This is a genomic window from Nostocoides sp. HKS02, from assembly GCF_009707485.1.
Lineage (GTDB): Bacteria > Actinomycetota > Actinomycetes > Actinomycetales > Dermatophilaceae > Pedococcus.
Genome location: NZ_CP046121.1, coordinates 1,698,140 through 1,718,206 on the forward strand (window position 1 = coordinate 1,698,140; position 20,067 = coordinate 1,718,206).

Annotated in this window: 18 protein-coding genes and 2 pseudogenes; 1 reads left to right on the plus strand and 19 read right to left on the minus strand. The window is 72.3% G+C overall.

The genetic code is table 11. The features are described from left to right. Window positions 1-20: 20 nt before the first annotated feature. The 15 genes and pseudogenes from GKE56_RS08050 to GKE56_RS08125 form a co-directional block, all read right to left on the minus strand. A complete protein-coding gene (locus GKE56_RS08050) occupies window positions 21-359 on the minus strand; it encodes a P-II family nitrogen regulator (RefSeq protein WP_154684102.1) in 339 nt (112 codons plus the stop codon). Continuing rightward, window positions 356-1,798 (minus strand): ammonium transporter, encoded by a 1,443-nt coding sequence (locus GKE56_RS08055; RefSeq protein ID WP_154684103.1) that lies wholly within the window; start codon window positions 1,796-1,798, stop codon window positions 356-358. Before GKE56_RS08055 ends, GKE56_RS08050 begins: the two co-directional genes overlap by 4 nt. Before the next feature lie 127 nt (window positions 1,799-1,925). Then, window positions 1,926-3,128: a signal recognition particle-docking protein FtsY gene (gene ftsY, locus GKE56_RS08060; protein WP_154684104.1), complete on the minus strand. Its 1,203-nt coding sequence runs from the start codon at window positions 3,126-3,128 to the stop codon at window positions 1,926-1,928. 98 nt (window positions 3,129-3,226) lie between these two features. Further along, window positions 3,227-3,493, minus strand: coding sequence for a YtxH domain-containing protein (locus tag GKE56_RS08065; protein ID WP_154684105.1), 267 nt, complete (start codon window positions 3,491-3,493; stop codon window positions 3,227-3,229). A 61-nt stretch (window positions 3,494-3,554) separates the two neighbouring features. Beyond that, complete coding sequence (smc, locus tag GKE56_RS08070) at window positions 3,555-7,127, minus strand: chromosome segregation protein SMC (RefSeq protein WP_154684106.1); 3,573 nt, start codon at window positions 7,125-7,127, stop codon at window positions 3,555-3,557. Window positions 7,128-7,293: 166 nt separating this feature from the next. Next, a complete protein-coding gene (locus GKE56_RS08075) occupies window positions 7,294-7,590 on the minus strand; it encodes a chorismate mutase (RefSeq protein ID WP_154684107.1) in 297 nt (98 codons plus the stop codon). Then, window positions 7,587-7,778 (minus strand): hypothetical protein, encoded by a 192-nt coding sequence (locus GKE56_RS08080; RefSeq protein WP_154684108.1) that lies wholly within the window; start codon window positions 7,776-7,778, stop codon window positions 7,587-7,589. The genes GKE56_RS08075 and GKE56_RS08080 overlap by 4 nt, the downstream gene beginning before the upstream one ends. A gap of 171 nt (window positions 7,779-7,949) precedes the next feature. Continuing rightward, window positions 7,950-8,246 carry an acylphosphatase gene (locus GKE56_RS08085; RefSeq protein ID WP_154684109.1) on the minus strand — a complete coding sequence of 99 codons (297 nt, stop codon included), beginning with the start codon at window positions 8,244-8,246 and terminating at the stop codon, window positions 7,950-7,952. A gap of 45 nt (window positions 8,247-8,291) precedes the next feature. After that, on the minus strand, window positions 8,292-9,206 hold the full coding sequence (mutM, locus tag GKE56_RS08090) for a bifunctional DNA-formamidopyrimidine glycosylase/DNA-(apurinic or apyrimidinic site) lyase (protein WP_154684110.1): 915 nt from the start codon (window positions 9,204-9,206) through the stop codon (window positions 8,292-8,294). 20 nt (window positions 9,207-9,226) lie between these two features. Beyond that, a complete protein-coding gene (rnc, locus tag GKE56_RS08095; RefSeq protein ID WP_230209304.1) occupies window positions 9,227-10,000 on the minus strand; it encodes a ribonuclease III in 774 nt (257 codons plus the stop codon). A gap of 104 nt (window positions 10,001-10,104) precedes the next feature. Beyond that, window positions 10,105-10,299, minus strand: a complete 195-nt coding sequence (rpmF, locus tag GKE56_RS08100) for a 50S ribosomal protein L32 (RefSeq protein WP_154684112.1) — start codon at window positions 10,297-10,299, stop codon at window positions 10,105-10,107. 1 nt (window position 10,300) lies between these two features. Further along, window positions 10,301-10,874: pseudogene (locus GKE56_RS08105) on the minus strand (DUF177 domain-containing protein). A gap of 64 nt (window positions 10,875-10,938) precedes the next feature. Continuing rightward, a pseudogene (locus GKE56_RS08115) lies at window positions 10,939-12,971 on the minus strand (acyltransferase family protein). A 61-nt stretch (window positions 12,972-13,032) separates the two neighbouring features. Further along, a complete protein-coding gene (gene coaD / locus GKE56_RS08120; RefSeq protein WP_230209273.1) occupies window positions 13,033-13,527 on the minus strand; it encodes a pantetheine-phosphate adenylyltransferase in 495 nt (164 codons plus the stop codon). 41 nt (window positions 13,528-13,568) lie between these two features. Then, window positions 13,569-14,129 (minus strand): hemerythrin domain-containing protein, encoded by a 561-nt coding sequence (locus GKE56_RS08125; protein WP_154684115.1) that lies wholly within the window; start codon window positions 14,127-14,129, stop codon window positions 13,569-13,571. A 144-nt stretch (window positions 14,130-14,273) separates the two neighbouring features. Here GKE56_RS08125 and GKE56_RS08130 point away from each other — a divergent pair, with 144 nt between their 5' ends. Then, complete coding sequence (locus tag GKE56_RS08130; RefSeq protein WP_154684116.1) at window positions 14,274-14,570, plus strand: Fe-S cluster assembly protein HesB; 297 nt, start codon at window positions 14,274-14,276, stop codon at window positions 14,568-14,570. Between the two features lie 73 nt (window positions 14,571-14,643). Here the strand turns inward: GKE56_RS08130 and rsmD are convergent, their stop codons facing one another. Genes rsmD through GKE56_RS08150 form a run of 4 tightly spaced genes read right to left on the minus strand, consistent with a single transcriptional unit; the run spans window position 14,644 to window position 20,035 of the window. Beyond that, the gene (rsmD, locus tag GKE56_RS08135) at window positions 14,644-15,219 is read right to left on the minus strand and encodes a 16S rRNA (guanine(966)-N(2))-methyltransferase RsmD (RefSeq protein ID WP_154684117.1); all 576 of its coding nucleotides are present in this window, start codon (window positions 15,217-15,219) and stop codon (window positions 14,644-14,646) included. Window positions 15,220-15,265: 46 nt separating this feature from the next. After that, a complete protein-coding gene (locus GKE56_RS08140; RefSeq protein ID WP_154684118.1) occupies window positions 15,266-16,042 on the minus strand; it encodes an alpha/beta fold hydrolase in 777 nt (258 codons plus the stop codon). 13 nt (window positions 16,043-16,055) lie between these two features. Next, window positions 16,056-18,329 carry an ATP-dependent DNA helicase RecG gene (locus GKE56_RS08145; protein WP_154684119.1) on the minus strand — a complete coding sequence of 758 codons (2,274 nt, stop codon included), beginning with the start codon at window positions 18,327-18,329 and terminating at the stop codon, window positions 16,056-16,058. Between the two features lie 2 nt (window positions 18,330-18,331). Further along, complete coding sequence (locus GKE56_RS08150; protein ID WP_154684120.1) at window positions 18,332-20,035, minus strand: DAK2 domain-containing protein; 1,704 nt, start codon at window positions 20,033-20,035, stop codon at window positions 18,332-18,334. Between the last annotated feature and the right edge of the window lie 32 nt (window positions 20,036-20,067).

A 20,067-nucleotide genomic window follows, 5' to 3' on the forward strand; every position in this document is an offset into this window, starting at 1 on the left:
GGGCGGGTGGGTGGGTGGGGCTAGAGCGCGTCGACTCCGCGTTCGCCGGTGCGCACCCGGATCACGTCGTCGACGGGAACGGTCCAGATCTTCCCGTCACCGATGCGACCGGTCTGTGCGGCCTTGAGGACGACGTCACACACGGAGCTGGCGTCCATGTCGTCCACGAGGACCTCGACGCGCACCTTCGGCACGAAGTCGACGGTGTACTCGGCACCGCGGTAGACCTCGCTGTGGCCGCGCTGGCGCCCGTAGCCGGACACCTCGCTGACGGTCATGCCGGAGATGCCGTAGGCCTCCAGGGCCTCCTTGACCTCGTCGAGCTGGTGGGGCTTGATGATGGCGGTCACGAGCTTCATGCGGGTGCTCCCTCCTTGGTCTTGGCCGAAGCCGTGGACACTGCCGAGCCGGAGCCAAAGCGTCCGCCGCTGAGGCCACTGAGATCGTAGGCGCTCTCCGCGTGCTCGGTGAGGTCGACGCCCTGGGCCTCGTCGGCCTCGTCGACCCGGAAGCCGATCGTCTTGTGGATCGCCAGGCCGATGAGGTACGTCGCGACGAACGAGAAGATCATCACGAACAGCGCGCCCTCGACCTGCGCTCCGAGCTGGGAGAACCCGCCACCGTAGAACAGCCCCTCGTTGACGGCCAGGCCCGCAGCCCCGGTGGGGCTGCCCTTGGTGGCCAGGAGGCCGATCAGGAGGGTGCCGATGAGGCCACCGACGAGGTGGACACCCACGACGTCGAGGCTGTCGTCGAAGCCGAAGCGGAACTTCAGCCCCACCGCCAGGGCGCATCCGGCGCCGGCGACGAGGCCCACGATGAGCGCGCCGATCGGCGAGACCGTGGCGCAGGCCGGGGTGATCGCGACCAGCCCCGCGACGATGCCCGAGGCAGCACCGAGCGAGGTGGCGTGGCCGTCCCGCACCTTCTCCACGACGAGCCAGCCCAGCATCGCGGTGGCCGTGGCGGCCAGGGTGTTGACCCAGACGCCAGCCGCCTGGGCACCGGCGCCGAGGGCCGAGCCCGCGTTGAAGCCGAACCAGCCGAACCACAGGATGCCCGCACCGATCATGACGAGGGTGAGGTTGTGCGGCCGCATGGGCTCCTTGGCGAACCCGATGCGCTTGCCGAGCACGATCGCGAGCGCCAGGCCCGCCGCACCGGCGTTGATGTGGATCGCCGTGCCACCGGCGAAGTCATAGGCGCCAGCACCGCCGAGGAACATGCCCCCGGCCTTGTTGGCGATCCAGCCGCCGGTCTGCGCGGCATACCCGCTGAAGGCGAACACCCAGTGCGCCGCCGGGAAGTAGACCACGGTGGCCCACACGACGGTGAAGACGGTCCAGGCGGTGAACTTGGCCCGGTCGGCGATGGCGCCGGAGACGAGGGCCACCGCGATGATGGCGAAGACCACCTGGAAGGCGACGAAGGCCGAGCCCGGTATGCCGCCGGCTGCCGCGACTCCCTTGGACGGGTCGGCGGGGACGAAGCCGTAGATCTGGTCGAGCACCCCCTTGAGCCCGAAGTGGGTGAAGGGGTTGCCCACCAGGCCGCCACCCACGTCTGGCCCGAAGGCCTCGCTGTAGCCCCAGAGGATCCACACGGTTCCGACCGTGCCCATGGTGATGAAGCTCATCATCATCATGTTCAGCACGCTCTTGGTCCGGACCATGCCGCCGTAGAAGAGGGCGAGGCCGGGGGTCATGAACAGCACGAGGGCCGCCGCAGCGAGGACCCACGCGGTGTTCCCGCTGTCGATGAATGGCGTGTCGGCCGCCACAAGTGTTAGTGCGCTCATGGCGAAGACTGTGCCGGTGGCGCATTTCGCGCAGGGCCGTCGCGTGTTACGGGCGTGTTAGCGGAGCCTCACAGCCGTAAGGATCAGGTTTCGAGCTGGCCTGCATCTCACATCCTGGACAGCGTGGTCAGGCCAGGATCGCGTCGACGAACGCCTCGGGGTCGAACGGCGCGAGGTCGTCCGGCCCTTCGCCCAGGCCGACGAGCTTGACCGGCACCCCGAGCTTGCGCTGCACGGAGACCACGATGCCGCCCTTGGCCGTGCCGTCGAGCTTGGTGAGCACGATCCCGGTGACGTTGACGACCTCGGCGAACACCTCGGCCTGCCGCAGGCCGTTCTGCCCCGTGGTGGCGTCCAGTACGAGCAGGACCTCGTCGATCGGGCTCTGCTTCTCGATGACGCGCTTGACCTTGCCGAGCTCGTCCATCAGCCCGACCTTGTTGTGCAGTCGGCCCGCGGTGTCGACGAGCACGACGTCGGCCTCCAGCTCGGCGCCCGCCTTGACGGCGTCGAAGGCGACCGCCGCCGGGTCGGCCCCGTCGCGGTCCGAGCGGACCGTGGGCACCCCGACCCGGGCACCCCACGTCTCGAGCTGGTCGGCTGCCGCCGCGCGGAACGTGTCGGCAGCGCCGAGCACGACGTCCTTGTCCTGGGCGACGAGCACGCGCGCGAGCTTGCCCACGGTGGTCGTCTTGCCGGTGCCGTTGACCCCCACGACGAGGATGACCGCAGGGCGGCCGTCGACCCTCGAGTCGGCCAGCGACCGGTCGAGGGAGGGGTCGACCAGCGCGAGGAGGTCCTCGCGGAGCCAGCCGCGCACGGTGTTCTCGTCAGTGGTGCCCTCGACCTTGACCCGCGCGCGCAGCTTCGCGACGAGCTCGGTGCTGGCCTCGACGCCGAGGTCGGAGGCGATGAGGGTGTCCTCGACCTCCTCCCAGGCCGCCTCGTCGAGACCGCCGCGGGACAGCAGCGCCAGCAGCCCCTGGCCGAGGGCGGAGTTCGAACGCGAGAGGCGGGCTCGCAGGCGCTGGAGACGGCCCGCGGGTGCCTCGGGTCGCTCGATCGTCGGCGTGGTCGGCTCGGGAAGCGTGGCCGGCGAGGCGGGCAGCGTGTCGACGGAGCCGGCATCCTGGACCGAGCGCTTGGGCGCGTCCCGGGGCGGCTCGGCATCGTCACCGACACCGGGCAGCACGTCAGGGCGACGCGCGGGCGCGGACCGGCTGCGGCCCCCTCGTCCCCGCACCAGGCCGACGAGCACACCACCGAGCACCAGCAGGAGCCCGACGGCGATGGCGATCCATTCCCACAGCTGATCAATCACGCGCGCCATCCTCTCATCCGCGCAGGGTCATCCCGGCCGGCAGACCGAAGGCCGCCCCCGTGGGGACGGCCCAGTGCGTATGCCGCGCGTCGGCGCGGGCGGGGCGCTCAGCTGGCGCGGTGGCGCGGGGTGTCGTCGGCGTTGTCGCTGAACGGGTTGGACACGGTGTCGCTCACCTTGTCCTTGGCGGTCGAGATCGCCTCACCGGTCTTGTCGAGGGTCGACTCGGTCTTCTCCTTGACGATCGCGACGATCTCCTCGCCCTGGGGCGTGAGGAGCTCGCGGCCCTCGCGACGTGCCGGGACAGCCACGACCGCGACGACGGCGACCGCCAGTCCGACGCAGATGAGCATCCCGATGATGAGCACGACCATGGGTATAGGGTGCCCTGCCTTCCTGTGAATGCTCAAATCGACCCGCCAGGGGTCCTGCTGGTCAGGCGCTCTGTGCCGCAACGTCCCGGATGCGCTGGGAGACCACCGTCGTCACACCGTCGCCGCGCATCGAGACGCCGTAGAGGGCGTCCGCGACCTCCATGGTGCGCTTCTGGTGCGTGATGACGATGAGCTGGCTCGAGTCGCGCAGCTCCTCGAACAGCGTGATGAGGCGCCCGAGGTTGGCGTCGTCGAGTGCGGCCTCGACCTCGTCCATGATGTAGAACGGGCTGGGCCGGGCCTTGAAGATCGACACGAGCAGGGCCACCGCGACCAGCGAGCGCTCGCCACCGGAGAGCAGCGACAGCCGCTTGATCTTCTTGCCCGGAGGCCTCGCCTCGACCTCGATGCCGGTGGTGAGCATGTTGTCCGGGTCGGTCAGGGTCAGCTTGCCCTCGCCACCGGGGAACAGCCGGCTGAAGACGCCCTCGAACTGCGCGGCGGTGTCGTGGAACGCCTCGGTGAAGACGCGCTCGACCCGCTCGTCGACCTCGCGGACGATGTCGAGCAGGTCGCGCTTGGACTTCTTGAGGTCCTCGAGCTGCTCGGTGAGGAACTTGTGACGTTCCTCCAGGGCGGCGAACTCCTCCAGGGCCAGCGGGTTGACCCGGCCTAGGGCGCCCAGGGCCCGCTCGGCCTTGCGCAGCCGCTTCTCCTGGACCTCGCGGACGAACGGCGCAGGCTCGGGCACCGTGTCGGGGTCGTCGTCGGGACCCTGCAGGAACGGCACGAGCTGGTGCGGCCCGAAGTCCTCCATGAGGGTCTCGGGCGCGATGCCGAGCTCTTCGACTGCCTTGGCCTGCATGGTCTCGATCCGCAGCCGCTGCTGGGTGCGCGCGACCTCGTCGCGGTGGACGGTGTCGGTGAGGTCGCGCAGCTCGTCCTGGAGCACGGAGGTCTCGCGCCGCACCTGGGCCAGCGTCTGGTCGAGCTCGGCCCGCTCCTGCTCGGCCCGGGTGCGCTGCTCGGCCGCCGTCTCGAGGGCGCGGCTCACGAGAGTCACCGCGTATGCCGCGCCGCGGCGGACCGCCTCGGCCACGGTCGCCTCGCGCTTGCGCCGCTCCTGCCGGGCGGCGAGCCGCTGACGAGCGGCCAGCTCGTTGCGGGCGGCGCCCTCGAGGGACTCCGCACGTCCCTTGAGGGCCCTCGCGCGCTCCTCCTTGGTCCGCAGGGTGAGCCGCAGCTCGGTCTCGGTGGCACGCCCCCGGCTCGCCTCGAGCTCGAGCCGGTCACGCTCGTCGGTGCTGGGTTCCGCGGCATCGGCGGGCTCGGCGCTCGCCTCGTCGAGGCGCTCGGCCAGACCCGCGAGCTCGGCGCGGTCGGCCTCGAGTGCCCGCTCGGCATCGGCGATCGCGCGTTCGGTGCGTTCGGCCTCGGCCTTGGCGGAACGCACGGTGGCCCCGAGCTGGCCCAGACGCTCGGCGACGGCGGCCATCTTGGCGTCGGACTCATGCAGCGCGTCGAGGGCGGCCTCGACCTCCTCGGCTGCGACCCGGTGCCGCTCGACCACGGCGGTGAGCGCGAACCGCGCCTGCTCGCCGCGCCGGGTGGCGTCCGCCATGCGGTCGCGGGTCTCGTCGACGGCCGACTGGATCTCGATGAGGCTCGGGGCGTGACTGCTGCCACCACGGACGAACCCGGGCGCGAACACGTCGCCCTCGGTCGTCACGGCGGTGACGCCGTCACCGCGAGACACCAGGGCCGCAGCAGCCTCGGCATCGGGGACCAGCGCGACGCGGTCGAGCAGCTGCTCCACCGCCGGCCGCACGGTGGTGGGCGCCTGGACGACCTCACGCGCCCAGACGGCGCTGTCGTCCAGAGGCGGCCAGGTCGACGGGTCGTCGCTGGCCGCGGTCTGGCCGACGAGGAACGCCGCGCGACCCGCGTCGTCCGCGCGCAAGGTGGCGAGGGCGCGAGCCGCGTGGTCGACCGACTCGACCGCCAGCGCGTCGCCGGCCCAGCCGAGTGCGGCCGCGATCGCGGCTTCGTGGCCACCCTTGACCTGCAGCAGCGAGGCCACCGAGCCGATGATGCCGTGCTGGGCATCGGCCGCGGCGAGCAGCGTGGCCGCTCCGTCCTTGCGCGACAGGCTGAGCTCGAGCGCCTCGAGCCGGGCGCCCGCGGTCGTGCGGTCGCGCTCGGCCGTGCGCTCGGCTTCGCGATGACGCTCGACCTCGGCCTCGAGCTCGTCGAGGACGGCGGCGGCCCTCTCGTAGGCGGAGTCGAGCCCCTCCTCGCCCTCCTCGTCGACGGCAACGGAGGCCTCCAGCCCGGTGAACTCCTTCTCCGCGGCGGCGGCCCGCTCCAGCGACTGGGCCACGATGCCGCGCAGGCGGCCGATCTCGGCCTCCCCCGCCTCGATCCGGCTGCGACGCGCGCCCACCTGGCCGGCCAGCTTCGCCAAGCCCTCGCGGCGGTCGGCCGCCGCGCGGGCCAGGCGCTGCAGGCGCTGCTGCTCCGCGGCATACGCCTGCTCGGCTTCGGCCCGCGCCGCCACCGCGCGCTCGAGGGCCTCCTTGGCGTCGCGCACCTCGGCGAGCAGGGACTCCTCCTGGGCGCGGGCCTCGACCGCCTGCGCGCGCAGCTCCTCGGGGTCGCGGCCGGTGGTCTGCTCGTCGGCGCTGTCCTGGCTGAGGAGCCGCACGCGCTCGCTCGCGAGGGACTCGGTGGAGGCCAGCTTGTCGCGAAGCTGCTGGATGCGGAACCAGCGGTCCTGAGCCCGGGTGAGCTCGGGAGCGGCCTCCTGGGCCTGCTGCTCGAGCGTGGCGAGCCGGCTGCGCAACGTGGCCAGGGCGTCCTCGACCTCGGTGCGCTTGGCGATCAGGGCGCTCTCGTCGGCGACCTCCTGCTCGAGGGTCGAGGTGAGCTGGACGAGGTCGTCGGCGAGCAGCCGCAGCCGGGCGTCGCGGGCGTCGCCCTGGATCACCGCGGCCCGGCGAGCCGCCTCGGCCTGGCGCCCCAGCGGGCCGAGCTGGCGGCGGATCTCACCAGTGAGGTCGTTGACCCGCAGGAGGTTGGCCTCCATGGTCTCGAGCTTGCGGAGCGCCTTCTCCTTGCGCTTGCGGTGCTTGAGGACCCCCGCGGCCTCCTCGATGAACCCGCGGCGCTCCTCGGGCGTCGCGCGGAGCACCGTGTCGAGCTGGCCCTGGCCCACGATGACGTGCATCTCGCGGCCGATGCCGGAGTCAGAAAGCAGCTCCTGGACGTCGAGCAGCCGGCAGGGCGTGCCGTTGATGGCGTACTCGGAACCGCCGTTGCGGAACATCGTCCGCGCGATCGTCACCTCGGTGTAGTCGATCGGCAGCGCGCCGTCGGAGTTGTCGATCGTCAGCGACACCTCGGCCCGGCCCAGCGGCGCGCGCCCGGCGGTGCCGGCGAAGATGACGTCCTCCATCTTGCCGCCGCGCAGGGACTTGGCCCCCTGCTCCCCCATGACCCACGCGAGCGCGTCGACGACGTTGGACTTGCCGGAGCCGTTGGGGCCGACGATGCAGGTCACCCCCGGCTCGAGCCGCAACGTGGTCGCCGAGGCGAAGGACTTGAAGCCCTTCAGGGTCAGGCTCTTGACGTACACGAGCGGTCGTGGCTCCTCGGTGCGGCGGCTGGATCGCGGCTCACTGTACCGGCGGGGTCGCGGCGGGTCGTGGCGCTTCGCGCCGCCACGCCGTTCCCCGGGACGTGAGTGGCCCGTGTGACAGCAGAGGTATGCCGCGACGGGCCAGACCCGTTCACGGGCGGCGTCAGCGCTGGGCGATCGCCTCGTGGTGGTGGATGACCTCGGCGATCACGAAGGTCAGGAACTTCTCGGCGAAGGTCGGGTCGAGCCCCGCGTCGTCGGCGAGCGCCCGCAGCCGCGCGATCTGGGACTCCTCGCGCGCGGGATCGGCAGGCGGCAGACCCTCGCGTGCCTTGAGCTCCCCCACCCGCTGCGTGCACTTGAACCGCTCGGCGAGCAGATGGATCAGGGCGGCGTCGATGTTGTCGATGCTGGCCCGCAGGCGAGCCAGCTCGGGTGGCGTCGGGTCGGGCGAGGTCACCCACCCATCGTAGGCACGCCCGCGCCCACGATGTCCGGGTGTCTCAGGTCTTCACGCAGCTGGTCGTTGTCACGCTGCAGACGCTCGACAAGATGCTCGAGGTCCGCGACCCTGCGGCGCAGCTCAAGGGTCTCGAGCTGGAGGCGCGGGTCGTTCACCGGGCGATAGCCCACGAGGGCCTTGGCCATGTCGACTCCTTTTCCGCAGGCGGGGGGATTCGCGCCATGCGTGGCCCCGAGGGGGGCGTCTCTCAGGGTGACAGGCAGCCCGGCTGTGGGTCAATGCCGCACGGACCAAGCCGACTAGACCAAGCCGACTGGACCAAGCCGACTGGACCGAGCCGCACTGGTCGATGCGGCCTACTTCTCGACGAACCCGGACAGGTCGTCGCGCGCGGGGCCCCAGGTGGCTACGCAGGTGTGCACCTCGCCGGGCCGCAGATGCTGCGACGGCTTCTCCTCGATCAGCGCCACCAGCTGGCGGATCCGCTCGGCTTCGCCCTGCGCGACCACCTCGACCCGGCCGTCGCCGGCGTTGCGGGCATGCCCGACGAGCCCCAGCTCGAGCGCGCGCGCCCGCGTCCACCAGCGAAAGCCCACACCCTGCACCCGACCGTGCACCCAGATCACTGCCCTGGCCGGACCGTTGTCGTTCATGTGCCTCACCTCTGCTTCCAGTTGTACAACGCCGGAGCGAGGCTGTCAGGTCTGGCTGGGCGTGTCCTGAAGGCGTTCTGGACCGCGGCCCCGGGGCGGCCGGGGACGCGGCCGGGGTTGGCAGCGCGGGCAGCTGAAGCTCGAGCGGTTCATGAACGCCTCGCGACGGATGGGGGTGCCGCAGCGGTCGCAGGGCCGACCCTCCTGGCCGTAGGCGTGCAGCGACCGGTCGAAGTAGCCCGAGGCGCCGTTGACGTTGACGTAGAGCGCGTCGAAGCTCGTGCCGCCCTCGCCGAGGGCCTCCAGCATCACCTCGCGCGCATGGTCGAGCAGCCGGGCCAGCGCTGGCTTGGTCAACGACGAGCATGTCCGCTCGCCGTGCACCTGGGCCCGCCACAACGCCTCGTCGGCGTAGATGTTGCCGATGCCGGACACCAGCGTCTGGTCGAGCAGGGCCCGCTTGACCGCCGAGTCCCGCAGCTTCATCCGCCGCACGACCGCGCCTTGGTCGAAGGCCGCCTCGAGCGGGTCGGGCGCGATGTGGGCGATGGTCTCGGGAATCAGGTCCTCGGTGAGCTCCGACAAGGCCATGCCACCGAAGGTCCGCTGGTCGACGAAGCGCAGCTCGGGCCCGGCGTCGGCGAACTCGAACCGCGCGTGCAGGTGCTTCTCCTGCGGTGCCGCTGGGTCCTCGACGAGCAGCTGGCCGCTCATCCCGAGGTGCGCCAGGAGCGCCTGGCGTGAGCCGTCGGGCGCCCGCAGGACCAGCCAGAGGTACTTGCCGCGACGGCGCGCGGACTCGACGTGGTTGCCCGCGACGCGCTCGGCGAGGTCGGCGGCGCCGGGCAGGTGCCGCCGTGCGACCCGTACGCCACGGAACTCGGCGGTCTCGATGACGCGGCCGGTCACGTGGTCGGCCAGACCACGGCGGACCACCTCGACCTCGGGCAGCTCAGGCACGGGGTATGCCGGGTGCTCGCCTACGAGGGCGAGCCAGCGGGCAGTTCGCTGGCGTCGGTGTCCGGGGTCTCGACGCCCGCAGCGCCGCGCGGGGATGTCGCCTGCGTGTGGGCGACCAGGCCGTCGCCCTCGGCGGCGGCTTGGCGCGCCGTGATCGCGCGCCACGCGAGCTCAGCAGCGCGCTGCTCGGCTTCCTTCTTGGAGCGACCCGTGCCGGTGCCGAGGACCTGCTCGCCGACGACCGCCTGGGCGTGGAACGTCTTCTCGTGGTCGGGGCCCTCCTCCTCGACGCGGTACTCCGGCACTCCCACAGCCGACGCGGCGGCGAGCTCCTGGAGGCTGGTCTTCCAGTCCAGACCCGCACCGAGGGTGGCCGACTGGGCCATCAAGGGGTCGAGGAGGTGGTGCACGAGCGCCGCAGCAGCTGGCATGCCGGAGGAGAGGTAGACCGTGCCGATCACGGCCTCCATCGTGTCGGCCAGGATCGAGGCCTTGTCCCGGCCACCGGTGCTCTCCTCGCCGCGCCCGAGGAAGAGGTGCTCGCCGAGCCCGAGCGTGCGGGCCACGTCCGCGAGCGCGCGCATGTTGACCACTGCGGCACGCAGCTTGGCGAGCTGCCCCTCGGGCAGGTCGGGATGCGCGGCATACAGCGTGTCGGTGACGACCAGACCCAGGACCGAGTCGCCGAGGAACTCCAGGCGCTCGTTGTTGGGCAGGCCGCCGTTCTCGTAGGCGTACGAGCGGTGGGTCAGGGCACGCAGAAGCAGCGACTCGTCGACCGGTGCTCCGGACACCTCGCTGAGGTGCTCGGCGAACCCACCGACGGGCCGCTGCGTCGCGCTGTCCTCGGGCGTACCCGTGGAGGACGGAGTGGAACTCACGCGAGGTTCAGGGTTGATCAGCCCTGGTGCTCAGTGCGCTCGGCCGGCGTGTAGTGCCGGCCCTTGTAGGTGCCGCACGACGGGCAGGCCATGTGCGGCTGCGTCAGGGACTTGCACTGGGGGCACGTGGTGAGCGTGGTCGCCGTCGCCTTCCAGTTCGCACGACGCGAACGGGTGTTGGAGCGCGACGTCTTCCGCTTCGGGACAGCCACGTCAGTTCCTCTTCTCTTCGGTGTCAGTGGCCAGCGCCTGCAGCGCGGACCACCTGGGGTCGATCACTTCGTGGTGGTGCCCAGGGTCGTCGGCCAGGTGGGCTCCACACTCGGAGCACAGCCCTGGACAGTCGGCCCGGCACACCGGCTGGAACGGCAGCGATGGCACCACCGCGTCCCGGAGCACGGTCTCGAGGTCGAACAGGTCGCCCTCGAGGGTGTGCTCCCTCGGTCTCGTCGTCGTCGGCACCCACCTCACGGTGGTGCGCCGCGCGATCGGCGTAGGCGAACAGCTCCTGGAACGTCGCGCCGACCCGAAGGTCGACCGGGTCCAGGCACCGCACGCAGGCGCCGGTTGCCGTGGCACGCACCGAGCCGGTCACCAGCACACCCTCGACGACGGACTCGAGCCGAAGATCCAGCTCGACCGGGGAGCCCTCGGGCACCGCGATCACGTCCGTGCCGAAGTCGGCAGGTGCCTCGACGGTCCGCTGCAGCTGCTCCATCGAACCGGGTCGACGACCGAGGCTCTTGGCGTCGAACACCAAGGGCGACCGAGAATCGAGATGGTTCATGGCTCCAGCAGACGTCGAGTGACTTGGCCTTGCGCCACGACGAGACGTAGACCGACGCACGAGATTACCGGAGCGGCGCCCTCTGGCCCAAATGCGCGCGGTCCAGGGCCTCGCCGAGCACGGCGGCCAGGGTCCGGACGTACGTCGCCGTGAGGTGGTCGCCGGACCGGTGGACCGTCACGTGGCCGATTGCCACGGGACACCGGTCGACCGGGCAGATCCACGGCGTGAGGTCGATCAGCGGCGTGCCCGACTGGGCCGCGGCCAGTCGCTGCTCGGGCTGCCCGCTCCCGGCCACCGCGGGAGCCCGGTCGAACGCGCAGGTGCTGAGCCGATGGGGAGCCCGCGCCGTGCAGACGTCCAGGTCGTTCGGGGACAGCGGGCTGTCGGCCACGGCGGCCACGGGGATGCCCAGTCCCCGCAGCTGGCTCCACCGCTGGGCGAGACCGCTCACCAGCGCAGCACGGCTCGCGCGCGCTCCGTCCCAGGCGGACGATGCGTAGCCCGAGGTGATCACCAGGTCAGGGGGTCGAGCGTGAGCCGCTGGACGACCCGGTCGTTCCACACGTCGCACTGGGGGTAGGCCTTGCCCGCGTTCTGCGCGTGACCGGCCGCGAACGCGCACGAGGACTTGCCGTAGGTCACGACCTGCCACCCTCGGCTCGGTGCCAGCGCCTGGAGCGCAGGGAGCCACTGCATGGCCTTGGAGTCGCCCACGAGGGCCACCGTGGTGGCCGCCCCGGGCACCCCGAAGCGGCATGCCACGGGTTCCTCGGCGAGGCGGTCGACCTGGCATCGGTCGACATCGGCCGCCGGTCGGTCCTTGCCCGCCAGCTGCGGGTCGGGGGTGAGCCACTGCCAGTCGTCCACGGCATACACAGCCGGGTCCGTGCTCGGCGGTGAGGTGAGGGTCGCGGCGCCCAGGCTGCTCAGGGCCGGGCGCGCCCCCACCAGCGGGGAGGTGCGGAACGGCGACGGGGCCTGCACGAGGGGCACCGCACTGAGGGCACCGGCAGCCGACAGCGCGAGGCCGAGGGCCAGCACCGGTCGGGTTCGGGTCGCGAGTGCACGGCTGTGGTGGATGGGACTCTCGAGGAAGCGGTGGCAGGCCCACGCGGGGACGACCGAGGCGGCGACGACGGCGACCTTCTGCGCGCCGGTGAGTCCGGGAAAGGCCCACTGGGACAGGACCAGGACCGGCCAGTGCCACAGGTAGAGCGAGTAGGACAGGCCACCCACCCAGACCAGGGGGGCGATGGCCAGCACCCGCCCCGGCCCACCCGGCGCCCCGGCCCACCCGGCATACAGCACGGCGGCGGCCCCCAGCGTCGGCGCCAAGGTCCACGGACCGGGGGTGACAGCGTCCGCCGGCAGCCAGGCACAGCTCGCGACGACCGCGGCCAGACCCAGCCAGCCGCCCACCGCGGTCGCCACACTCCGCCACCCGGCGGTATGCCGTGGCTGCGCCGCGCGACCCGCGCACCAGACCGCGAGCGCCGCGCCCACGCCGAGCTCCCAGGCGCGGGCGGTGGTGACGAAGTACGCCCGCGCGGGGTCGATGCCGCCGAGCCACACGGCATACCCGAACGACGGAACGGCCAGGAGCGCGAGCAGGACCGCCACGGCGGCCGGCCGTGGGCGCCTGCGCAGCCGACGACAGGCGAAGCCGAGCGCGAGCAGCAGCAGGGGCCACACGACGTAGAACTGCTCCTCGACGGCCAGCGACCAGAAGTGCTGGACCGGCGACGGCAGCGAGTCGCTGGACAGGTAGTCGACGGCTCGGGCCGCCAGCACCCAGTTGACGACGTAGCCAGCGGCACCCGCGACATCCGTGCCGATCTCGAGCCGACGCAGGCCGGGCACCACGAACCAGCTGACGAGCGACGTCACCCCCAGGACGAGGATCGCCGCAGGCAGCAGGCGGCGGATGCGCCGCCCGATGAACCGAGCCCAGGCGATCGTGCCCGTCTCCGTCAGCTCGCGGACGAGCAGACCGGAGATGAGGAAGCCGGAGATGACGAAGAAGACGTCGACCCCAAGGAAGCCGTGCGTCAGCGGCAGACCCGCGTGGTAGGCGAGGACCACGAGCACCGCCACGGCCCGCAGGCCCTCGATGTCGGGCCGGAAGTGGTGGGTCCGGGGTTGGCCGGAGGTCAGGTCAACGCTCCCGCGCGCGGTGGAGGCGCTCCGCGAGGGCGTCTCGCACCCGGTCGCTGACCAGCCCGGAGGTGTCGCCGCCGTAGCGGGCGACCTCCTTCACCAGCGAGCTGGAGATGTGCTCGAACCGGGGGTCGCCGGGCAGGAAGACCGTCTCGACGCCGGTGAGGTGCCGGTTCATCAGGGCCATCGGCAGCTCGTAGGCGAAGTCGGTCCCGCCACGCAGGCCCTTGACGATCGCGCTCGCCTCGACGTCGCGGCATACGTCGACGAGGAGGCGGTCGGCGAACAGCTCGACCCGGACGTTGGCGAGGTCGCCACACCCGTCGAGGATCAGGTCACGGCGCTCGTCGGGGGTGAAGGTGCCGTGCTTGGCCGGGTTGTGGAGCACGGCGACGACGACCTCGTCGTAGAGCGCCGCAGCCCGCCGGATGACATCGGCATGGCCAAGCGTCACGGGGTCGTAGGAGCCGGGACACACGCACCGTCTGGTCACAGCGGCACGCTAGCAGCGCGCGTGTCCCGACCCCCGCTTCGTTACTTCTCTTCGCCCTCGTCGTCCGCGGGCAGCAGGCCCTCTCGGTGGGCCTTCGCGACGATCCCGCGGACGTTGCTGATCGACCCGGCGCCCTCGTCGAGGAGCTGGTTGCGCATGGTGGCCCACGCGGCCCCGAGCTCCTGGCGGACCTGCTCGGACACCTCGGTCTTGGCGGGGTTGAGGATGGTCTGCTCCTCCTCGCCGATGTGGTGGTTGAGGGCGGTGGCCAGCTCCTCCACCGCGTCGTCGAACTTCTGCGTGTCGGTGCCCTTGCACTCCAGGAGCGCGAGGAGCTTCTCGTTGCCCTCGGCGTGCTCCTCCTCCCCGTGCTCGGCCTCGCCCTTGGTGATGGCCCGCTTGCGGTTGAGCTGGGCGTAGACCTTGGCCTCCTCGGCCTCGCCATGCGCGATGAGGACGGTGGCCAGGGCCTCGCGGGCCGCCTCGCGGTCGGCCGTGGCGTCGCGCAAGTCGCGCAACAGGGACTCGAACAGCCGGTGGTCGTCGAGGATGAGCTCGACGACGTCACCCTCGGTGGGCCTGGGAATGTCATAGGTGGTCATGGCACCACCCTCTCTCACCTGCGGCGATGCCACATCTCGGGCTGGCGGACCGTGGGCGGTCCCACCCATCGGACGCCCGGTTTGTCCTGCGGGTGCAGGTGCGAAACGGTGGAGACGTCCTGACCTCCATCGGAAGGAGAGCTCATGCTCACCCTCACCGAGAACGCCAGCACGATCGTCAAGACCCTGGTCGAGCAGAACCTGCCGACGCAGGACGCCGGACTCCGGTTCAGCCAGCTCGACGGACAGGAGAGCGCCCTCACCGTCGAGACCGCCGAGCAGGCGCTGCCCGGCGACCAGGTCGTCGAGCAGGCCGGCGCCAAGGTCTTCCTCGACGAGACGGCCGCCGTCGCCCTGGGTGACCAGATCCTCGACGCCGACGTCGATGACACCGGCTCCGTGCAGTTCAGCATCACCCCCGCGGTGGCCCCCACCGCCTGAGCGCGGCCCCACGCTCCCTGACCCGCTCCCCACCGGGGGCGGGTCAGGCACGTCCGGGTCAGGCCATGCCCCGTCAGGCCACGACGTCGGGCATGCGCGGCCCGGCGAACCAGACCTTCGTCTCGCCGTAGCGGCGCTCCCCCTCCAGCTCCAGCGCCTCCGGCCAGGCCGGCTCCGGCGACCGCGACGACCGTTCGACCACGACCAGCGCCTCGGGTGCCAGCCACTCGTGGTCGACCAGCGCGGCCAGGTCCGCGGCGAGCGCCTCCTCCGTGAGCTCGTACGGCGGGTCGAGGAACACCAGCGTCTGCGGCTGTGCGGGCGTGGTGGCCAGGACCCGCTGGACGGTCGCGTGCCGCACCGTAGTCCCCGGTATGCCGAGTGCCTCGGCGTTCTGGCGGGTCACCTTGGCGGCTGCCTTGTCCGACTCCACGAGCAGGACGGTCGCGGCCCCGCGGCTGGCAGCCTCGAGTCCCAGGGCACCGGACCCGGCATACAGGTCGACGACGCGTGCGCCGAGGAGCACCTCGAGGTGCTCCAGCCGGGAGAACAGCGCTTCGCGGACCCGGTCGCTGGTCGGCCTCGTGCCGGACCCGGCCGGGGTGGACAGTCGCATGCCGCCGGCCCGCCCACTGATGATCCGCGTCACGGCGGCAAGGTAGCAGCAGCCCAACGCTGCTCAGGGCGCGTGCCGCTCAGGGGGCGTGCACCGTCGGGTCGTCGCGCAGCACGTCGAGCAGCAGGGCCAGCACCGCGTCGGGGCGCTCCATGGCCGGGAGGTGGCCGGCCCACTCGAGCTCGACGTGCTCCGCGCCGGGGATCTGCTCGGCCAGGTGTCTCGCGACCGAGCGGAAGTGGTCGAGGTCATGCGCCCCGGACACCGTGAGCGTGGGCACGGCGATGGCGGTGGGGTCGACCTCGACGCGGCGCGGCGCGGGGCCTGGAACGGCCTGGTCGGCGGCGATCTGCACGTCGAACGCCCGGCGCTGCATCTGGGTCAGGAGCTCGCGCGCCGCGACCCCGGCCTCGGGGCCAAGGAAGGTGCGGACGTTGAGGTCGACCGCACCGCCGACGTCGCCGGCCTCGAGGAGCCGGTCTTCCTCAGCACCGAAGGTCCGCACCGACTCGGTGGGCTCCAGTCCACGGTAGGCGGCACAGAGCAGCACGAGCGACGAGACGCGAGCCGGGTGCAGCATGGCCAGCTCCATCGCCACCCGCCCCCCGAACGACGACCCGACCACGGCGGCATCGGTGACCCCGAGCGACGCGAGCAGTGCGTCCACGTCGTCGGCGTCGGCATACTCCTCGGCCGGCATCGGCGTCTCTCCGAACCCGCGCAGGTCCGGTCGGATCACCCGGAAGGTGTGTGCCAGCGCCGGCGTGATGGCATCCCACATCCGGCGGTCGGCGACCCCGGCGTGGAGCAGCACGACCGCGGGACCCGACCCCTCGTCGTCATGCGCGAGCAGCATGGTTCGAGAGTAGTCACCCGCGGTCGAGGAACGCCGCCTGCTCCTCGCCGACCCGCTCGGCCACCGCGGTGGCGAGCTCGGGGTGCGCCGTGAGCTCCGGGTCGGCCGCGATGAGCTCGGCGGCGTCCTCCCGGGCTCGCAGAATGATCTCCTCGTCGCGGACCAGCGACAGGAACCGGAAGCTGCCGCGCCCCATCGCCCGCCCGGACTTCCCTCCCCCGCTCTGCCGCCCGCTGAGGACGTCGCCGGTGCCACGCAGCTCGAGGTCGAGCCGGGCCAGCTCGAACCCGTCGTTCGTGGCGGCCACGGCCTCGAGGCGTTCGACCGCGCTCTCCGCCTCTGAGGAGGTGATGAGCAGGCACAGACCCGCATGCTGGCCGCGACCGACGCGCCCACGAAGCTGGTGCAGCTGCGAGACGCCGAACCTGTCGGCATCGACCACGACCATGACGGTGGCGTTCGGCACGTCGACCCCGACCTCGATCACCGTCGTCGACACGAGGACGTCGATGCGGCCCGCGGTGAAGGCGCTCATGACGGCGTCCTTGTCCTCGGGGGGCATCCGGCCGTGGAGGATCGCGATGGACAGGCCCTCGAGCGCCGGGTTGGCCCGCAGGGCTGCCTCCACGGCATACACACTCGCCAGCTCGCGTGGGGCGACGTCGTCGCCCGCGCCGGTGTCCTCGTCGGTGTCCTCGTCGGTGTCCTCGTCGGTGTGGTGGTCGGTGTCGGCGGTCGCGGCGAGCGTCGAGATCTCCTCGTCGTCGGGAGACGCGTTGGTGCCCGAGCTCCCCTCACCGTCGCCGATCCGCGGGCACACGACGTAGGCCTGACGCCCGGAGCGAACCTCCTCGGCGACGCGCTCCCAGGTGCGCTGCACCCAGGCCGCTCGGTCGGCGGGCACGACGTGGGTCGCGATCGGCGACCGGCCGCGCGGCAGCTCCGTGAGCGTGGAGGTCTCCATGTCGCCGAAGACCGTCATCGTCACCGTGCGCGGGATCGGGGTCGCAGTCATGACCAGGACATGTGGCGGCTGGGTCCCCTTGTCTCGCAGGGCATCTCGCTGCTCGACACCGAACCGGTGCTGCTCGTCGACGATGGCCAGGGCGAGGTCCTGGAACTGCACCGTGTCCTGGATCAGCGCGTGGGTGCCGATGACGATCCCGGCGTCACCGCTGGCCGCCTGCAGGAGGTTCTCGCGTCGGGCAGCGGTGCCCTGGCTGCCGGTGAGCAGGGCCACCCGCGTGCCGATCTCGCTGCCGCCGAGCAGGCCGCCCTCGGCGAGGTCGCCCAGCATCGTGGTGATGGATCGGTGGTGCTGCGCGGCGAGGACCTCGGTGGGGGCGAGCAGTGCCGCCTGTCCCCCGGCGTCGATCGCCGCGAGCATCGCGCGCAGGGCGATGACGGTCTTGCCGGAACCGACCTCGCCCTGCAGGAGCCGGTTCATGGGGACGTCCTTGGCCATGTCCTCGGCGAGCGTGCGGCCGACCGCCTTCTGCCCGTCGGTCAGCTCGAACGGCAGCCGCGCGTCGAAGGCGGCGAGGAGGCCTCCCGAGCGCGGGATGCGCCCGGTGGTGCGCTGGGCTGCCTGCCGCGCCCGGCGCTGGGCCAGCAGGGTCTGGAAGACCAGCGCCTCCTCGTAGCGCAGCCGCTGGCGCGCCCGCTGCACCTCGGGGAACGCAGCGGGCACATGGATGCCGCGCAGGGCCTCGAGTCGGCCGGGCAGCCCGTGCCGGGCGCGCAGGGTCGCATCCAGTGGCTCGGGCACGTCCTCGAGGTGGTCGAACACGATGCGCACGCACTCGGCGACCGTCCAGTTCTGCAGTCCCTTGACCTGGAGGTAGACCGGGATCGGTCCGCGCCCGGTCGCCGCATCGCCGAGGTCGCCCTGGACCAGCTGGTATGCCGGGTGGGTGAGCTGCCAGCGACCGTGGTAGATCCCGACCTCGCCCGCGAACACCGCTCGGGCTCCGGGCACCAGCGCGTCCTTGTGGCCCCAGGCCTTGAAGAATGCGAGGTCGACCTCGTGGCTGCCGTCGGTGATCGTGATGTTGAGCATCTCGCCGCGGCGCTTCTGCATCCGCCTCGTCACCGCGGTCTTGACCTCGGCGACCGCGACGACGTACTTGCCCACGTGGAGGTCCGACAGGTCGGACGTGTGCTCGAGGTAGCGCCGGGGCCAGAACTCGAGGAGGTCGCCGACCGTGACGAGGTCGCGGTGCTTGGCCAGGTGCCCGGCCGTCCGGACTCCGAGCAGCTTGTCGAGCTTGGTGCTCTCGTCGACCACGGCTACTCCACTCCGACCAGCACGGGGTAGTGCGGCTGGCCGCCCTGGATGACGCTCACCTCGACCTCACGGTGCGCGTGGCTCACCCGTTCGGCCAAGGCATCTGCGAGCTCCTCGTCGGCGTCGGCGCCCATGACCAGCGTCACCAGCTCGCCTCCACTGGAGAGCAGCCGGGCCACGACGTCGAGGGCCACGTCCGCCAGGTCGTGGCCGATCACGACCACATCGCCGGCCACGGCGCCCAGCACGTCGCCGGCCTGGCACCGACCGGCGCTGGTCAGCGCCTCCTTGCTGGCCACGGCCACGGCCCCGTGCCGGGTGGCCGCTGCGGCGGCGCCCATGGCCGCGCCGTTGCGGGCCCCGGAGGCGGCCGCGTCGAAGACGGCGAGGGCAGCGAGCCCCTGCACCGCGGTGCGCGACCCGACGACGTGCAGCGTGAGGCCGTCCTGTGCCGCAGCGCTGGCGGCCGCCTCGGCCGCCATCACGGTGTCGGCGTCGTTGGGCAGCACGACGACCTCGTCGGCCCGCGTCGAGCGCGCCGCGTCGAGGAGCTGGCCGGCCGACGCCCGCCGCCCCGGGCCGCTGGCCACCACGACCGCGCCCGCCGCCCGGAAGACCTCGGCCAGGCCGGGGCCGGCCGCACAGGCGACGACGCCGACACCGCCGCCGGCGCCCACTCCGCCAGCCCGCTGGTGCTGGCCGAGCTGGTCGACGAAATGCGTGACGCGGATGCGGTAGGGCCGACCGGCCTCGAGCCCGGCCTCGATCGCCGCCCCGACGTCGTCGACGTGCACGTGGATGTTCCACAGGTCGGGGCCGCCGACGACCAGCAGCGAGTCGCCGAGCTCGTCGAGGGTGTCCCGCAGGGTGCCGGCCCGCTCGTCGTCGCTGTCCCGCAGGAGGTACATCACCTCGTAGGCCGGACCGCCAGGGTCGAGATCTGCCCCGGCCGGGGCGCCCCCCGTCGCGCCGGTCGGCTCGACCACGCCCCCGACCTGGCTCCAGTCGTCGCGCCGGCGCATCGAGTCCTCGTGGGCAAACGGCTCCATCCGCTCCCCGACGTGGGCCTCGTCCTGGTGCACGACGCGGGCGAGCGCCTCGAGAAGCAGCAGGTACCCGGCAGCGCCAGCGTCGACGACTCCGGCGCGCTCGAGCGCGGGCAGCTGGCCGGTCGTGGCCCGGAGAGCCTCGGTCGCCGCATCGAGCGCCCGCTCGGTCACGGCGACCAGCCCCGCGTCGACGACGGCGGCTCCTGCCTCGGCGGCGGCCCGCGCGACCGTGAGGATGGTCCCCTCGGCGGGTCGGGTCACGCTGCGGTAGGCCCGGTCGCTGGCCTTGGCCATGCCGTCGGCGATGGTGCGCGCGTCGGCGACCTCGGCGCCCGACTCGGCGATCGCCTCGGCGAACCCGCGCACCAGCTGGCTGAAGATGACACCCGAGTTGCCCCGGGCGGTGAGCAGCAGGGACCGCGCCAGGGCGGAACACTCCTGCGCGAGCGTGGCTGCTCCGAGGATGCCGGCCTTCTCCTGCTCGGTCCGCACCGCGTCGAGGGCCGCGTCGAGGCTGAGGTAGAGGTTCGTGCCCGTGTCACCGTCGGGGACCGGGTAGACGTTGAGCGCGTCGATCTCGGCTCGCCGGGCGGCGAAGGCGGCTCGGGTGAGCACGGCCCAGCGCCGGGCATCGGCGGCGGACAGGGCTTCGAGCACGCTGGCAGGCTAGTGCCCGTCGGCGTCAGGGG

Excerpts from the sequence above, each read along its gene's own strand:
- GKE56_RS08140 (WP_154684118.1), bottom strand. The coding sequence starts at position 16,042 with ATGCTGCTCGCGCATGACGACGAGGGGTCGGGTCCCGCGGTCGTGCTG.
- GKE56_RS08055 (WP_154684103.1), bottom strand. The coding sequence starts at position 1,798 with ATGAGCGCACTAACACTTGTGGCGGCCGACACGCCATTCATCGACAGC.
- GKE56_RS08065 (WP_154684105.1), bottom strand. The coding sequence starts at position 3,493 with ATGGTCGTGCTCATCATCGGGATGCTCATCTGCGTCGGACTGGCGGTC.
- GKE56_RS08130 (WP_154684116.1), top strand. The coding sequence starts at position 14,274 with ATGCTCACCCTCACCGAGAACGCCAGCACGATCGTCAAGACCCTGGTC.
- GKE56_RS08080 (WP_154684108.1), bottom strand. The coding sequence starts at position 7,778 with ATGGCCAAGGCCCTCGTGGGCTATCGCCCGGTGAACGACCCGCGCCTC.
- GKE56_RS08050 (WP_154684102.1), bottom strand. The coding sequence starts at position 359 with ATGAAGCTCGTGACCGCCATCATCAAGCCCCACCAGCTCGACGAGGTC.
- GKE56_RS08125 (WP_154684115.1), bottom strand. The coding sequence starts at position 14,129 with ATGACCACCTATGACATTCCCAGGCCCACCGAGGGTGACGTCGTCGAG.
- GKE56_RS08085 (WP_154684109.1), bottom strand. The coding sequence starts at position 8,246 with ATGAACGACAACGGTCCGGCCAGGGCAGTGATCTGGGTGCACGGTCGG.
- ftsY (WP_154684104.1), bottom strand. The coding sequence starts at position 3,128 with ATGGCGCGCGTGATTGATCAGCTGTGGGAATGGATCGCCATCGCCGTC.